16 protein-coding genes and 1 pseudogene are annotated in these 15,693 nt (G+C 40.9%); 13 read left to right on the top strand and 4 right to left on the bottom strand.

The genetic code is table 11. The annotated features are described in order from the left end of the window. The first annotated feature begins 35 nt into the window (after nucleotides 1-35). The 8 genes and pseudogenes from IHV10_RS13680 to IHV10_RS13650 all read left to right on the top strand — a co-directional run bounded on the left by IHV10_RS13680 (nucleotide 36) and on the right by IHV10_RS13650 (nucleotide 7,528). The gene (locus tag IHV10_RS13680; protein WP_197130570.1) at nucleotides 36-1,220 is read left to right on the top strand and encodes a pyridoxal phosphate-dependent aminotransferase; all 1,185 of its coding nucleotides are present in this window, start codon (nucleotides 36-38) and stop codon (nucleotides 1,218-1,220) included. A 74-nt stretch (nucleotides 1,221-1,294) separates the two neighbouring features. Next, nucleotides 1,295-2,587 carry an asparagine--tRNA ligase gene (asnS, locus tag IHV10_RS13675; RefSeq protein WP_197130567.1) on the top strand — a complete coding sequence of 431 codons (1,293 nt, stop codon included), beginning with the start codon at nucleotides 1,295-1,297 and terminating at the stop codon, nucleotides 2,585-2,587. A 322-nt stretch (nucleotides 2,588-2,909) separates the two neighbouring features. Further along, complete coding sequence (locus IHV10_RS13670) at nucleotides 2,910-3,623, top strand: DnaD domain-containing protein (protein WP_197130564.1); 714 nt, start codon at nucleotides 2,910-2,912, stop codon at nucleotides 3,621-3,623. A gap of 61 nt (nucleotides 3,624-3,684) precedes the next feature. After that, nucleotides 3,685-4,359 (top strand): endonuclease III, encoded by a 675-nt coding sequence (gene nth / locus IHV10_RS13665; RefSeq protein ID WP_197130561.1) that lies wholly within the window; start codon nucleotides 3,685-3,687, stop codon nucleotides 4,357-4,359. Between the two features lie 387 nt (nucleotides 4,360-4,746). After that, nucleotides 4,747-5,247, top strand: a pseudogene (locus IHV10_RS22815) (peptidoglycan recognition protein family protein); the annotation flags it as partial. Nucleotides 5,248-5,256: 9 nt separating this feature from the next. Further along, nucleotides 5,257-5,790 carry a peptidoglycan-binding domain-containing protein gene (locus IHV10_RS22810; RefSeq protein ID WP_370629673.1) on the top strand — a complete coding sequence of 178 codons (534 nt, stop codon included), beginning with the start codon at nucleotides 5,257-5,259 and terminating at the stop codon, nucleotides 5,788-5,790. Between the two features lie 77 nt (nucleotides 5,791-5,867). Next, nucleotides 5,868-6,209 (top strand): YpoC family protein, encoded by a 342-nt coding sequence (locus IHV10_RS13655; protein WP_197130555.1) that lies wholly within the window; start codon nucleotides 5,868-5,870, stop codon nucleotides 6,207-6,209. 56 nt (nucleotides 6,210-6,265) lie between these two features. Then, nucleotides 6,266-7,528 carry a glycosyl hydrolase family 18 protein gene (locus tag IHV10_RS13650; RefSeq protein WP_197130552.1) on the top strand — a complete coding sequence of 421 codons (1,263 nt, stop codon included), beginning with the start codon at nucleotides 6,266-6,268 and terminating at the stop codon, nucleotides 7,526-7,528. Between the two features lie 45 nt (nucleotides 7,529-7,573). Here IHV10_RS13650 and IHV10_RS13645 read toward each other — a convergent pair whose 3' ends face one another. The 3 genes from IHV10_RS13645 to IHV10_RS13635 form a co-directional block, all read right to left on the bottom strand. Then, entirely contained in the window at nucleotides 7,574-10,207 is a 2,634-nt protein-coding gene (locus tag IHV10_RS13645) for a PBP1A family penicillin-binding protein (RefSeq protein WP_197130549.1), read from the bottom strand. A gap of 76 nt (nucleotides 10,208-10,283) precedes the next feature. Continuing rightward, nucleotides 10,284-10,889, bottom strand: a complete 606-nt coding sequence (gene recU / locus IHV10_RS13640; protein ID WP_197130545.1) for a Holliday junction resolvase RecU — start codon at nucleotides 10,887-10,889, stop codon at nucleotides 10,284-10,286. Nucleotides 10,890-10,958: 69 nt separating this feature from the next. Further along, nucleotides 10,959-11,204, bottom strand: coding sequence for a glutaredoxin family protein (locus tag IHV10_RS13635; RefSeq protein ID WP_197130541.1), 246 nt, complete (start codon nucleotides 11,202-11,204; stop codon nucleotides 10,959-10,961). A 131-nt stretch (nucleotides 11,205-11,335) separates the two neighbouring features. On the opposite strand from IHV10_RS13635, the gene IHV10_RS13630 reads away from it, so the two are divergent. Beyond that, nucleotides 11,336-12,292, top strand: coding sequence for a DUF2515 family protein (locus IHV10_RS13630; protein WP_370629671.1), 957 nt, complete (start codon nucleotides 11,336-11,338; stop codon nucleotides 12,290-12,292). 34 nt (nucleotides 12,293-12,326) lie between these two features. On the opposite strand, the gene IHV10_RS13625 is transcribed toward IHV10_RS13630, so the two are convergent. Beyond that, complete coding sequence (locus IHV10_RS13625) at nucleotides 12,327-12,467, bottom strand: hypothetical protein (protein ID WP_197130538.1); 141 nt, start codon at nucleotides 12,465-12,467, stop codon at nucleotides 12,327-12,329. Nucleotides 12,468-12,680: 213 nt separating this feature from the next. On the opposite strand from IHV10_RS13625, the gene IHV10_RS13620 reads away from it, so the two are divergent. The 4 genes from IHV10_RS13620 to IHV10_RS13605 all read left to right on the top strand — a co-directional run bounded on the left by IHV10_RS13620 (nucleotide 12,681) and on the right by IHV10_RS13605 (nucleotide 15,636). Then, nucleotides 12,681-13,196 carry a MerR family transcriptional regulator gene (locus IHV10_RS13620; RefSeq protein ID WP_197130535.1) on the top strand — a complete coding sequence of 172 codons (516 nt, stop codon included), beginning with the start codon at nucleotides 12,681-12,683 and terminating at the stop codon, nucleotides 13,194-13,196. Nucleotides 13,197-13,462: 266 nt separating this feature from the next. Beyond that, entirely contained in the window at nucleotides 13,463-13,831 is a 369-nt protein-coding gene (locus IHV10_RS13615; protein ID WP_197130532.1) for a DUF1798 family protein, read from the top strand. Nucleotides 13,832-13,882: 51 nt separating this feature from the next. After that, complete coding sequence (locus IHV10_RS13610; RefSeq protein ID WP_197130528.1) at nucleotides 13,883-14,422, top strand: hypothetical protein; 540 nt, start codon at nucleotides 13,883-13,885, stop codon at nucleotides 14,420-14,422. Then, complete coding sequence (locus IHV10_RS13605; RefSeq protein WP_197130524.1) at nucleotides 14,419-15,636, top strand: DEAD/DEAH box helicase; 1,218 nt, start codon at nucleotides 14,419-14,421, stop codon at nucleotides 15,634-15,636. The genes IHV10_RS13610 and IHV10_RS13605 overlap by 4 nt, the downstream gene beginning before the upstream one ends. The last annotated feature ends 57 nt before the right edge of the window (nucleotides 15,637-15,693 follow it).

The raw sequence follows: 15,693 nt of genomic DNA, 5'->3' as shown, positions 1-15,693 counted from the left end.
ATCAGATGAATAAAAAAGTGGAGGGATTTAGTAGTATGAAGCTTGCAAAACGTGTGGAGGCATTAACTCCTTCAACAACTCTAGCAATCACAGCAAAAGCAAACCAATTAAAGGCAGAAGGGCACGATGTAATCGCACTAGGTGCAGGTGAACCTGACTTTAATACACCGATACATATTATAGAAGCGGCTTACGAGTCTATGAAAGAAGGACACACAAAATATACAGCTTCTGGCGGACTTTTATCTCTGAAAAAAGCAATCGCGAACAAGCTGAAGCAAGATCAAGGCTTAACGTATGAAACGTCTGAGATCATCGTTAGTACAGGAGCTAAACATTCGTTGTACTCTCTGTTCCAAGCGATCCTTGATGAAGGAGACGAAGTGATCATCCCGATTCCGTATTGGGTGAGCTATCCTGAGCAAGTGAAACTAGCAGACGGTACACCTGTTTATCTAGAAGGAAAAGAAGAGAATGGATTCAAGATCACAGCAGAAGACTTAACAAATGTCATCACGAAACAAACGAAGGCACTGATTCTAAACTCACCAAGCAATCCGACTGGATCTCTTTATTCGGCTGACGAACTGCGTGCGATCGGAGAAGTTTGTCTAGAGCATGATGTGTTGATCGTTTCTGATGAAATCTATGAAAAGTTAGTTTATGGCGGAGTGAAGCACACGTCGATCGCTGAGCTTTCACCTGAACTGAAGAAACAGACGATCATCATCAACGGTCTCTCTAAATCTCATGCGATGACAGGTTGGAGAATCGGTTTTGCAGCAGGTGACGCTAAGATCATCAAAGCGATGACGAACTTAGACAGTCATAGTACATCCAACCCGACAACAACATCTCAGCACGGTGCACTTGCGGCATATAACGGAACACAAGAGCCTGTTGAAGAGATGCGTCAAGCGTTTGAAGAGCGCATGAACAAAGTGTATGACCGTCTGATCACGATTCCTGGCATTACTTGTGTGAAACCGAACGGAGCGTTCTATCTATTCCCGAACGCGACAGAAGCGGTAAGAATGACTGGATTTAACTCTGTTGATGAGTGGGTAGAGGCACTTTTAGAAGAAGAAAAAGTGGCGTTAGTACCTGGTTCAGGATTTGGTGCGCCTGATAACGTGAGACTTTCTTATGCAACAAGCCTTGATACGATTATGGAAGCTTTGGATCGTATCGAACGTTTTATCAACTCAAAACGCAAGTAATGATTGATTTTTAGAAAGTTCTCCTTCATAATTTTTTTGGTAGATATTGATAACGTACAGTGGAGGTACATGTAGTGAAAACAACGATTAATAAGCTTAGTGAACACGTAGGCAAGACCGTAAAGATCGGTGCTTGGCTCTCTAATAAGCGTTCTTCAGGTAAGATCGCTTTCTTGCAGCTTCGCGATGGATCTGGATTCGTACAAGGGGTTGTCGTAAAGAGTGAAGTTGGAGATGAGATCTTTGCAAAAGCAAAAGGTCTCACGCAAGAGTCCAGCCTTTACGTAACAGGTACGGTTAAAGAGGACGAGCGTTCAGCTTTAGGTGTAGAACTTGAAGTAACAGATGTTGAAGTGCTTCATCAAGCGGTAGACTACCCAATCACACCGAAAGAACACGGAACGGAGTTCTTGATGGACCACCGTCACCTTTGGATCCGTTCTAAGCGTCAGCACGCGATCTTAAAGATTCGTAACGAGATCATTCATGCCGTGAACGAGTTCTTCTACAACAACGACTTTGCAAAAGTAGATCCTCCGATTCTTACAGGAAGTTCTGCAGAAGGAACGACTTCCTTGTTCCACACAAAGTATTTTGAAGAAGATGCGTATCTTTCTCAAAGTGGACAACTCTACATGGAAGCCGCAGCGATGGCACTTGGAAAAGTTTACTCGTTTGGTCCGACGTTCCGTGCAGAAAAATCGAAGACTCGTCGTCACTTGATCGAGTTCTGGATGATCGAGCCTGAGATGGCTTTCGTTGAACACGAAGAATCTCTTGAGATCCAAGAACAGTTCATCTCACATATCGTTCAATCCGTGATCAAACGCTGTGAAAACGAACTGAAGACTCTTGGACGTGATATCTCTAAACTAGAGAACGTTAAAGCTCCTTTCCCTCGTGTGTCATATGACGACGCAATTAAGATGTTAAAGGAAAAAGGCTTTGATGATATCGAGTGGGGAGACGACTTCGGTGCGCCTCACGAAACAGCGATCGCTGAGAGCTTCGACAAGCCGGTATTCATCACGAACTATCCAAAAGACATTAAAGCGTTCTACATGAAGCCAGACCCGAACCGCGATGATGTTGTACTTTGTGCAGACTTAATCGCTCCAGAAGGATACGGAGAGATCATCGGTGGAAGCCAGCGTATCGACGACCTTGCGCTTATGGAACAACGTTATGAAGAGCATGGATTAACAGACGATGCATACAAATGGTACTTAGAACTTAGAAAATACGGCAGCGTTCCTCATTCAGGATTCGGTCTTGGATTAGAGCGTACAGTAGCTTGGATTTCTGGAGCGGAGCACGTTCGTGAAACGATTCCATTCCCACGTCTATTGAACCGTCTATATCCTTAATAATTGATAAAATCTCCCTGTTATGCGGGGAGATTTTTTTATTGTTTAGGTGGTGTAGTAAGTGTGGGAAACGTGCAATTAAGTCGTTTTTAGGAAGAATTAAGTCGTTTTCGGACGCGATTAAGTCTAAAATGAAAAAATTAAGTCAAAATCGGAACCAATTAAGTCAAAAAAAGAAAATAAAGGCGGTTCTGCAAATTTCGACAAGCCCTTAGTCTTAGCTCATCACGTCCAAAACTATTTTTTTCTCAACATTCACCAGTACAGCGAAAATAAAAAAGCTAGTTTTATATGCTATAATGTAGCAAGAGGTGTTTTAGTTATGAACGGTAATTTATTTGAACGATGGATGGCTGAAGGATCGGTCAGCATCCCTAATATGTTAATCAAAACGTACAAAAAGATCGGCCTATCCGATAACGAATGCATGTTGTTTATACAGCTTCATGTTTTTATAGAATCAGGAAACTACTTTCCGACTCCTGTTGAGCTATCTGAACGGATGTCAGCTTCAAGTGATGAAGTGTCTGCTATGCTGCGGTCGTTGATCGGCAGAGGCGTGCTCGGCATGGATCAGTTCGAAGATAAAGAAAAAGGCGTCTACTTTGAGGCTTATACGCTTCAGCCGCTTTGGAACAGACTTCTTCAAAGTTTAAAAGAAGAAGAGCAGGTCCAAAAAGAGGTACATAAGGAGCATCAGGAACAGAACGTGTTTGTTCGTTTTGAAAAAGAGTTCGGTCGTCCTTTATCTCCAATGGAGCTTGAAACGCTTAAAATTTGGATGGATGAGGATCAACAGTCTCCAGAATTAATTCTCTCTGCATTAAAAGAGTCCGTTTTATCTGGAAAGCTGAACTTCCGGTATATTGATCGTATTTTATTCGAATGGAAGAAGAACGGCATTAACAGTCCTGAAGCTGCAAAAACGTACGGTGAAAAATTCAGAGTGAGACAGCTGCAAAGAACAGGAAAACAAGAGCAACCGAGAAACGATACAGGTATCAAACGACCCCAATACAACTGGCTGGAATCGTAATACATGAAAAGGCCTTATTATTCTAAGGTCTTTCTTTTTTATAACAGGAGGTAACGTACACGTGTTAAACAAAGCACAGATTCAATTTTGTTTAGAGCAGATCGAGGATATGTTTCCAGACGCTCATTGCGAACTTCATCACTCGAACCCATTCGAGCTTACGATCGCGGTGCTGCTGTCTGCTCAATGTACCGATGCGCTCGTTAATAAAGTCACACCGAAGCTTTTTGAAAAATATAAAACGCCGCAAGATTATTTGGACGTAACGATAGAAGAGCTGCAGGATGATATCCGATCGATCGGTCTATACCGAAACAAGGCGAAGAACATTCAAAAGTTGAGTGAACTCGTTTTGACCGAATACGGAGGAGAGATCCCGAAAGATCGAGATGAACTGACGAAGCTGCCGGGGGTAGGGCGAAAAACAGCAAACGTGGTAGTGTCTGTAGCATATGGTGTTCCTGCTATCGCCGTTGATACGCACGTTGAACGGGTTTCTAAGAGGCTAGGCATCTGTAAATGGAAAGACTCTGTTCTGCAGGTAGAAGAAACATTGATGAAGAAGATTCCAAAATCGCTTTGGGGGGCAACTCATCACCGTTTGATCTTTTTTGGAAGATATCACTGCAAAGCACAAAATCCAAACTGCCCAGAGTGTCCACTCCTCTCCATCTGCCGAGAAGGTAAGAAGCGGATGAACCAAAAAGAGAAGAAGAAGCTGTCACAAAAAAGATAGCTTAAAACCGTAACCGCCAGTGGAGTTACGGTTTTTTCTTTGTCGTTAGATAGGCACTCATAGGGGGTATTTTAGTGAGGTGAGGTTGTCAGGATTTGTCGACTCGCTGATATATGGTAAAAACTCGCCGAATTATTGTCCCAACTCGCCGGATTATGTACGAAATTTCATGGATTATTGAAGAAATTTCCTAAATCCATCTTACATATACCATTGCGGGTATGCTAAAGAAAGCTTCAAAAACAACATCAAATTCATTTCACAAGGTCTAAACAGCCGAACAAACCCTCAAATACTAACAAATCGTCTGAAAATCTGCACAAAAACCCCCTATGTACAAGCAATCACTTTCTTTCTACATACCATATAGAAAGGAGTGATGTTTTTGTGTCATATTCAATCACATATGACTATATTAAGTTAGGTAATGCAAGACCGGGTACGAAGCTTGACGGGCCATTCTTCGGAGTCGCTCACGATACGGGAAACCCAGGGACTTCCGCCCGAAACAACCGAAACTATTTTAACAACCAACAACCGAGTGCGAGCGCACATGTTTTTATAGATGATAAAGAGATCCTTGTGATCATACCGCTCGATGAAAAAGCGTATCATGTTCAATATGGAACACGATTGGACAACCTGCGTTTTGGTCGAGAATCGAATGATGCAGCGATCGGTGTGGAACTCTGCTGGGGAGGCGGAATCAATTTTCAAGAAGCGTATAAACGTTACGTCTGGTTCTGGGGTTACCTTTGCAAAAGATATAACTGGAGACCACAAGAAAAAATCGCAAGCCACAAACAATTAGATCCAGGGCGAAGAACAGATCCAGATAATGCTTTAAATCGTTATGGAATCACATATGACCAGTTCCTAAAAGATGTAGAGGATTCTATATCCAATCAAGCAATCCCAACACCAGCACCAAAACCTACTCCAAAACCAATACCAGGAGCTAACACTAGTATTTTAAGAAGTGGTGACACTGGTCAAAGAGTTAGAGATCTGCAGAACAAACTAAAACGAGCGGGTTACTCGCTTGTAGCAGATGGGATATATGGTCCAAATACAGAAAACGCCGTGAGAGCTTTCCAACGAAAATACAAACTAGCAGTTGATGGAATCGCTGGACCGAACACGTTAAATAAGTTAGATGCTGTGTTAAAGCAGCCAGCAAAACCATCACAGCCGACAAAACCAAAGCCTGGAAGTTCTAACGGAAGCGCTGTTGTACCGTATCCGGGCTATGTCATCAAAAGAGGTTCAACTGACTCAAGCAATGTAAGCCGAATACAACGTGCATTAAATATTACGGCGGATGGCATCTTTGGCTCACAAACGGAATCTGCAGTAAAAGCTTATCAAAAAAGAAAAGGTTTAGCTGTAGATGGAATCGTCGGACAAGCCACTTGGAATACACTCTTTTAAAGAGGTACAATAACTTTAGATAAGAGATTATCTTTTGATAAGCTCTTTTTTTTGGATAAAAAGCGGAGGCGTTCTACATGAATGAGAAAATAGAAAACATTTTTATAGAGTGGAAAGAGAAGTCAAAAGAAATTGCGTTACACTTTAAGAATCGTAACAAACAACAAGCAAAAGAACCAATGAAATACTTCTTACAACAGCTTTTGAAAACGATCTATATGGGAAATGGCGTGCAGCCTGATGATTTGATGAATTACAAAAACGATTTAAAGGAATTCAAGCACATACCTGTGAATGCGATCGAGCGGCTTACGTTCATTGAAGATCAGCTGGATCACTATCAATCGTACATACAACTCAGTGAGTTATTTTCTGAGTGGGAAAAGAAAAGTGTCATATTAAAAAAGCGCAGTACATAAGGACAAGACACTTGGACATATGATGATGACATGAGACGTTTTTTAGGAGGGGTATCATGCAGATTCATGTGGTGAAACGGGGCGATTCTCTTTGGAGACTTTCGCAGTACTATAAATTGCCGTGGCAGGAGCTAGCTACGGTTAACAGATTGTCAGAAAAAGACGTGCTAACAGTAGGACAGACACTTTTTATTCCAACACCGTTTACGTATACCGTTCAGCCTGGTGATTCATTAGAGGAGATCGGAAACAGGATCGGTGTATCTGTCGCACAGCTACAGCAGGCAAATCCCGGTGTGACAGATAGCAACCTCCGGCCAGGAACGCAACTGAACGTTCCACAGCGTACGAAGAAAACGATCGTCACGAACGCGTTTGCAGAACCTAATCCGAAAGCACAAGCCAATTTTGATGCGGCCGCAAGAGCGCTGACGTACATTACGCTTTTTAGCTATGAAGTGAACGAGAAAGGCGTATTCAAACCACTGAATGATTCCGAGTTCTTAAAAGATGCTAAAAATAAAAACGTGCGCCCGATCATGGCGATCACGAACATAAAAGACGGAGAGTTTAGTGAAGAAGTCGGAACAGCTATTCTAACGAAAAAAGAGATTACTGATAAAGTGATAAACGAATCCTTACGAATCATGAAGCAAAAAGGGTATGAAGGGATCTCGGTGGACTTTGAGTTCTTAGGAAAACAAAACAAAGAAGCATACAATCAGTTCCTAAGAAAGCTCACAGAGAAGATGCATCAAGAAAATTTCATCGTCATGACCGCGGTAGCACCAAAGATCTCAGGCACACAAGAAGGAGAATGGTACGAATCGCATGATTACAAAGCACACGGTGAGATCGTCGATTATGTGATTCTGATGACGTACGAATGGGGATATAGCGGTGGTCCGCCGATGGCCGTCAGTCCGCTTCCTTCTGTAAAAAAGGTACTCGACTATGCAGTGAGTGTGATCGATCCTAAGAAAATCCTGATGGGCATCAATCTGTACGGCTATGACTGGACGTTACCGTATAAACAGGGTGGTGAGTTTGCGAAAGCACTAAATCCGGTTCAAGCGACACAGCTAGCTGGAAAACGGCAGGCTGCGATTAAATACTCCAGAAAAGATGAAGCTCCATATTTCCGTTATTGGGATAAACAGAAAAAAGAGCATGTGGTATGGTTTGAAGATCTTCGAAGCATGAGAGCAAAGTTTGATGTGGTCGACCAATACGGCTTTGCAGGAGTAAGCTTTTGGAACCTTTCGTTTGGTTATCCTGTATTTTGGAACTATTTGATCGATCGATATAACATCAAATAGAAAAAAATCCGCCAGCTAAAATCAGCTGACGGATTTTTTTAATCTTTATTGATTGAGAGGAGGGATGAGCCCTCCACCGTTTTGTTGTCTGTTTCCCTCTTGTCCAGGAGGTGTAGGGGTTGTACCAGGTTCACCTTCTGTAGGTGGCTCAGTTCCAGGCTCTTGTCCTGGAGGTGTGCCCGGTTGTTCACCTTCACCGCCTCCTTGATCAGGAGGAGTACCAGGTTCACCTTCTGTTGGCGGCTCAGTTCCAGGCTCTTCTCCAGGAGGAGTACCAGGCTCTTCGCCTTCACCCTCACCAGGTGGTGGCTCTTCACCTTCAGGGCCTTCTATCGTAATCGAAGTTCCTGCAGGATCACTTTCTGTGTTGTTCTCACTGTCGATCGCTATGACTTGGAACGAATATTTACCAGGAGCAGGTGCTGGAACAACGAACTTCGTATCGTTGATCGTTGCACGTTCCTGCATCGGTCCATCGTTATAGCTTGCGAGAACTCTAAACGTTACCCCTTTTTTCTTACCATATTTCCATTTAACTTCGATCTCGTTTTTATCTTCTTTGTATTTCGCTTCTAATCCTTCGATCGAAGAAGGTTTTTCATAGCTATCACTGATCCCAGGAAGGTCAGATCCTTTAACGAAAAGCTCGATGATCTTCTCAGAATCAGGTGTGAATTCACTTGCGCGTTTACCTGTTCCTTTTTCCATCGCGACTTCCGTTACGGATTTCGGCTTCTTGAAGTCGGTGTTCTTATGATCTAACTCGCTCATGATATCACGGAAGATCTGCTTAGAATAATCGGCTTCATTGTCGTTTAGATAGAGACCGTTACCTTCTTTGTCTTTGTTCTCGGCATAACCGGTCCAAACAGCTGCTGTATAAGTAGGCGTATAGCCCGCCATCCAAGCATCTTTCGTTGCCCCATCAGGAAGACCGTACTTATCGCGATCCTCTTTAGAATAGTTTGTTGTACCTGTCTTACCCGCTAAGTTAAGTCCACTAACGTTCGCTTCACGACCAGTACCTCTATCCATAACATCTTTTAGCATATCTGTGATCATATAAGCTGTATAATCTTTCATTGCTGCTTTTGGTTCTGAATCAACTTCAACGACACGTCCATCAGGGAATTCAACTTTACGTACCGTAGTTGGTTTTGAGTAGATCCCTCCGTTACCAAACGATGTATAAGCACCAGCTAATGTAAGAGGGGAGATACCACCGTTGAATCCACCGATTGCGTAGGATGGATAAGTTGTATCTGGATCTAAATTAAAACCTAACTTATTTGCAAAATCTGTTGCTTCTTCAGCGCCAACCTCTTGGAATGCTTGAACAGCAGTCGTGTTCTTCGATTCAACGAGTGCTTGACGCATTGAGATGTCTCCAACGTTTCGGTCGTTAAAGTTGTTAATCGTAATGTCTTTTAGTTCTACTGGTTCATCTTTCAAGATATAACCTGTGTTCCATTGTTTGTTTTCAATCGCAGGACCATAATCAAGGATAGGTTTAATAGTAGAACCGGGCTGACGCGTAATTTTTGAAGAGAAATAATTACTTAATTGACCGCCACGTCCACTTCCAACAGCACGAATTGATCCTGTCTTCGTATCAACTAAAGCAACTCCAGACTGTAGGTATTCATGCTCTTCATTTAATTTTGCTTTTAACACATCTTCAGTTGTTTGCTGAGCTTTCGTATCTAAATTTGTATAAATTTTAAGCCCAGATGAATAGATATCTGCTTCTTCAAGACCTTCAATATCTTTGAGATCATCAATAACCTGTTTAATGTAAGCATCATAAGGTCGAGTTTCAGTCTTAACTTCGCCTTCTTTGATCATGTCTTTAACAGAAATGCTTTTAGCTTTTTCTGCTTCTTCTTTTGAGATGAACTTATGCTGAGCCATTAAGTTCAATACAACGTTACGTCGATGTTCTGCTTCTTTTGGATTTCTAGTAGGATCATAATAACTTGGTGCTTTTGGCAGACCAGCTAATAGAGCTGCTTCTTGCACTTCAAGTTGATCAACATCCTTGTTGAAATATACTTTTGCGGCTGTTGCAATTCCATAAGCATTGTTTCCAAAGTAGATTTTATTTAAATACATTTCAAGAATTTGATCTTTTGAATATTTCTGTTCCAATTGAACAGAAAGATAAGCTTCGCGAATCTTACGAGTAAGAGATTTCTCATTTGTTAAAACGGTGTTCTTAATAACCTGCTGAGAAATCGTACTCGCACCTTCTGCTCCAAAGCCTTCCCTAACGTTAGCGAAAGCGGCACCAGCGATACGACGTACATCTATACCGCTATGCTCACGGAAACGTACGTCTTCTGTTGCAATAAAAGCATTTTGTACAGGTTCTGGAATTTCATTAATCTTCACACGAATTCGTTTTTCTTCACCTGCAACAAGAGAAACTTCCTTGTCGTTCATATCCATAATCTTAGAGGATACTGGTGTTTCTAGTTTCTTAGGATCTAATTTAGGAGAGGTCGCGGCAATAACGCCGATCGTTAACAGTCCTAAAACGCCTAATATAAGAGCAAGGATCAACAGAGTCTTCTTCCAGTTACGTCCTCGTCTAGGTTTTTTAGTTTTTGTTTTAGTTGCCGGTTTGGAACCATCACTAGATTGTCTGCGTTCCATACGGCTTCGGTAATCTTTTGACATTGTTTTACCAACCTTTCAACTTCATAAAAAATGAACACGTTCAATTATTCGACGACATTTGACAATTTATGAACGACTAGAAATAGACAGAATCTACCACTTGCAAATAATGGAGCCGAGGTTGATACCCGATATTTATAGAATGTCCCTTTTCCTCGATTTCACCCTTCGGAATGGATTTTCTGCCTTCTCTCTGTTCGTTCCAAAACGTGATCAAGTGAGAACTGTCGAATAGATAGCTCTCATCTGTTGCAGAGAAACGAAGGATGACGAACGAGATCCCACCATGATCTAAGATGTGCTGCATATGAAGTAACTGATGTTCATGAAAGTTCTTTAGTGGGAAGCTCGTCTTATTCTTTGTTTCTTTTGCCTCAAAGTCAATGTATCTTCCTTTATACACCCCATTGTAATCTGTCGTGGAAGCGAGTTTAAAGTATGCTTCACGAATGACAGCGGCAGATCGTTTTGGATATTCTACATTTACGATCTGAACCGGAGTAGGTTTCTTATGGATGATCGCTTGATTGGTTAAAAGATAATATTCGTTGCTCTGATTGATATCATCTTCTAACGACATTCCTCTGTTGCTGTACGAAATATCCTTTTTGATAGAAGATGAAGATTGTTTTTTCACGATAGAAGTCACTTTCTTACCGTTTGGATAATGAAAGGTACCCATGATTCATCTCCTTTACAACGAAAGATGGCTATGCGCATGAAAAAAACGATACACATAGCCGTTGGATGTTTACTTTTTTAGTAGTCGAGAAAGTTCTTCTTCTACAAAGCCCATGACGACTTCTTTTGCGTCCTCCGTTTCAATAACGGTAACAGGAGTTGCAGAAGCGCCGAGGTCAATCACTTCTTTCATATAGGCATCATTTTTACGAATATCTCGTTCTTCAAAAGGAATCTCGTTTGCTTTTAGCCACTCTTTTTCTGCAAAGCATGGAGGGCACGTTTCTTGTGTATAAAGTATTACTGTCTTCGCCAAAGGTCTATGCCTCCTTTTTCCAAATACATCTTTCATAACCATTAGTTTACTCTTTTTTCTTATATGACACAAATATTTTATAACACGAAAGCGAACGATAGAAAATAGGACAAAAAGCATGGAGGAAGAGCGTGGTACAGCATAATGACGATATTATTCAACACATTTTGAAACGTACGAATTCACAAAATCGTGACAATATTTCACGTACCGTAAGCTATGCCACATTTTATAAACATAACCCTGAAGTAAGGTGGGCGATGCTCGCAAGTCTTGTTTCGAGAAATGCCGGCTATAGCATGTGTGACTTAAAAGGGGACTGGTTGCCTAGAATGTTGTCTAAAGATACTAGAAAGCATCTATTTCTAACATATGAACGGGCTAACTGGCTGATCTTTCAGGATGCGTATCCACAGCTATTGATCTATGAGTACTCAAAGAAACAGGGTCAGCCATATTTTCATCTGCTCAAATACTTTGGTGTTTCTACATTTATGGTTCATGAGTGGGAAAAATTCTGGAAAGAGAAAGATTTGAAGCGAATTTGTACGTCTTTAATCATTAATGAACAACACGTGATCGAAAAGCCAGTTATAGAGGATGGGTTCTATAAGAAGAGGATCTTTTCAAAGGTACCGTATCTCTTTCAAGATTATATGCATTTTAGTACCGTGCTTTTTCCTGTTGAAAGTGGGGAAGTGATTGGAATATCCGTCCATGGATTTAAAAAGACGAAAAATAGGATTGAAACAGGAAAAAAACTATACACCATTTTGTTTGAATCAAAGTGGAGTGAAGAGATTCTTTCTTTTGCTGATAAAGTCACTCATACCGGATCAAGACATGATTTTGAAACCTACATCTATCCCGACAAAAAACGAGAGACTCCGTTCTTAAGACTTGCGTTTCCGATCATCGCGCATAACCGGTCGAACACAGGAGATTGGTACCGAAAGAACATGAACACTGAAAAATTTTATGAACCCGTAAAACCACTGCATTCCATTTTGTTAACCGATTGGTACAAACAAAAACAAAGGCAGCTTAAAATAGGAATCCTCTTAAAAGAGTGGATCTTGCATGCATAAAAGAAGACGGCTTTTTTGAGCCGTCTTTACTGATTTATGTGCTAGGGATATCAGGGCCGTTCAGCTTTTTGTCACCATAGCCTGTGCTGTTCTTTTGCTCTCTTTTTTGAGTACCCGTTTCTTCTTGGTTCGTGTACTGATCCTGCTGTTTTTGCTGTTTGCTGTCTTGGTTCATGTTGGCACCTCCTTTTTAAATCACCTGAACTGCACTTAGTTTTGGAGTTGTTGCGACTGAATATACAAACAATCAACAAATTGAGTGTCGAAATTGTAGTGATTGCGTTGTATTCCACTTTCTTTGCCGAATGAAAACTAGTTTTGTCAGGTGTGAAGGGGATGGGAAGTTGATGCTAGAAAATAGTACTCACAAGAAAACGGGGAGGGATTCATGATGGAAATGGTGTTGATGAAAACCAAAACGGTCTCTGAAGAACTTGGGGTGAATCCAACAACAGTTCAGCGTTGGGTCAGACATTTTAACATACAATGTGATAAGAATGAGCATGGTCATTATCTATTTAAGCAAGACGACATCGATCAGTTAAAAGAGATTAAAGCTCAACTAGACAACGGACTTTTGATGAGTGACATACAAGTTCAGTCGATGCATTCAACAGAGCAATCAATGGAACTACCAACCCAATTTGAAGATAAATTCAATCGTTTGAATAAAGCGATAGAGGCACTGGAAAAGAAAGTGGAAGAAAAAGCAGATGGAGTCGTTTCCTATCAGATGCTACAGCATGCAACAGAGCTTGAAGAACTGATTAAAAAGATGGAGAACATGGAAGCGCGTCTGCAAGATCTAGAAGTGGCACTTCTGAAGCAAGATTATCCAGAAGAGCGTTTATACGTAAAAGAAAAATCAAAGAAGAACTGGTTTGTCAGTTTGTTTATTCTATAGATATATAGGAGGGATGTTGATTTCCGTTACAGGATGCTCGCTTTCCGTGGGGCGACCGGTGAGCCACTTGCCGCGTTGCGCCATTAAGTGTCTCACCTGACCGCTCGTCCCACAGGAGTCTCGCACCTTCCACTCCTATCAACTTTCATAGTAGCAAAAAACAATAAAGACAAGCTCTCTGCTACTAAAAAAGACCGAAAAACAAATCAAAAAGTGTAAGTCTCTTCATTCTTTGGTAGGATATAAAGAATGGGGGGACTTTTTTAATGGACCATTTATATACATTAACAACTGAACTAATCGCTGATATAGATGAAGCATTTCATATTTATAAGACAGAAACCAAAACGAGAGAAACGGAAGCGGACTTTTTTACAGAGGTGAAACCATTTGCCGATCGCATCCATTTTCGCGTGAAAGACTGGGAGCCACTCGCGAGAGACTGGGTGATCGCCAACAAACCCAAATATCTATACCCGATTCAGATCAAGACCGCTGCTGAAAATATCGGCTATTTAGGCGTTTATGTCTTTCAAAAGAAAATGAAAGACAAACGGATCACAGAGATGGTGAAATCTGTTCTCTATGTATTGAACCAGATGAAAAATCAAATGGAGGAAAACGAGAATCGATAATTTCACGTACCGTACTAAAATATTGTTTTTAAAAATTAGGGAGAGAACAAGATGTATCATCCATCTGTTTATGATAATCTAAAGGTTGTGCTCGAAGGAGCTGTGTACGACCTTGATTTTTCAAGAGAAATTGAGATCATTAATCGTAAAGATTTAATGGATCAAGCAATCATCGAAAGAAATTATTGTATTGATTTTGTAGTTTCTGCAATCGGGGAATCTATGAGAGGGACGATTTCCTTAACTTCAAATCTAGAAGACCTGGCTATGGAGAAGTTAAACGATAATCCTGAAGGAGCAGGCAGTAAGTTATCCTGTGTGATTGAGACTCCCGTTTATGAAATTGAAACAGATTGCAAACAACTTCAATCCATACTGAAAAAATGGGGAAGCGGAGATTTAAAAGGTGACATTCAGCAAAAACTTACTTATATATATGGACAACCAAGACATGTATTTACCAACACGATTTCTATACAATTGCAGAAGCCGGTTGTTGAAGAAGAACCTGAGCGAATTTCATCCGTACTTGAACAATTAATTGCATCAATGAAAGAAATGAATGAATATTTTAAGGGGTATAAAAAATGACACAATCGCTACAAAACTTTCCGGAATTTATCCAAAACGCTTGGAACAAAAGCGGATTTTCAGCATTTACAGATATTCAAGAACGAGCAATACCTGAGCAGTTAGAAAACAAAGATTTAATCATCGAATCACCAACTGGAACAGGCAAGACCCTTGCTTATGCATTGCCTGCACTATCAAAGTTAAACCCAGAAATTAAGAATGCTCAAGTTCTCTTTTTAGCGCCAACACGAGAACTAGCTATGCAAATATACGATGTATGTCAGAAGTTCAGCGAAAACAGCGGACTAAGCGGGGCATCTCTCATTGGTGGAGCAAACATGCAGCGTCAGTTGGATAAATTGAAAAAGAAACCACAATTTATCGTAGGTACTCCTGGGCGAGTAAAAGAATTGATCCAAAATAAAAAACTTAAAGTGCATGAAGTAAAAACCATTGTGATCGATGAAGCGGATCACATTATTGAAGCTGGATTTAACGGAGACGTTGAACAAGTAATCGCAGCTACTTTAAAAGACCGTCAGCTTGTATTCGTATCCGCTACGATCAATAACAAAACAGAAGACTGGTCAAGAAAATTAGCAGTAGCACCAGTTATCGTTAAAGTAGAAAAAGACTTAGTAAAGAGCGAAGTCTCGCATACGTTTATGGTGTCTGATTACCGTGATAAAGTCGAAAACTTGCGCAAACTTATTCGTCATACTCCTGGAATTAAAGCGATGGTCTTCATCAATAGTTCGATGAAGATGGATGAGTTCGCAACAAAACTTGAGTACAAGAAGATCAAGCTAGGTGTATTGGCGGGTAATTCAACTAAACAAGATCGTCAAAAAGTAATCAACGACTTTAAGAATGGAAAGATTCCTGTTCTTCTAACAACAGATGTTGCGACACGTGGATTAGATATTCCTGACGTTACACACGTTGTTCATTTTGAAATGCCAGAAGACGTAAAGCAATACGTCCACCGATCTGGAAGAACAGGGCGTATGGGCAAAGAAGGTACAGTCGTTTCCTTAGTAACGAAAGCAGAACTAACTTCTGTGAAAAAATGGACTGCGAAGATGAACGTACCTCTTCAAAAGCAGCTGCTTGAAAAAGGACAAGTCATCGTAGAAGAAGGTGCTAATAAAGGACCATCAACTAAACGAACTGCTCCAAAAAACGAGAAAAACATGCAGAGAAAGTCTGAAGGATCTAAAAAAAGAAGATAGTTGCAATTAAAGGATTTTTCATAAACCGATAGAATTCTTTCTCTAAAGGGAGAGATA

Origin of the sequence: Fictibacillus sp. 5RED26, assembly GCF_015903895.1 — a bacterium.
Lineage (GTDB): Bacteria > Bacillota > Bacilli > Bacillales > Fictibacillaceae > Fictibacillus > Fictibacillus phosphorivorans.
Note: the sequence above shows the minus strand (reverse complement) of the source record. Positions and strands in the feature narration are given on the sequence as shown.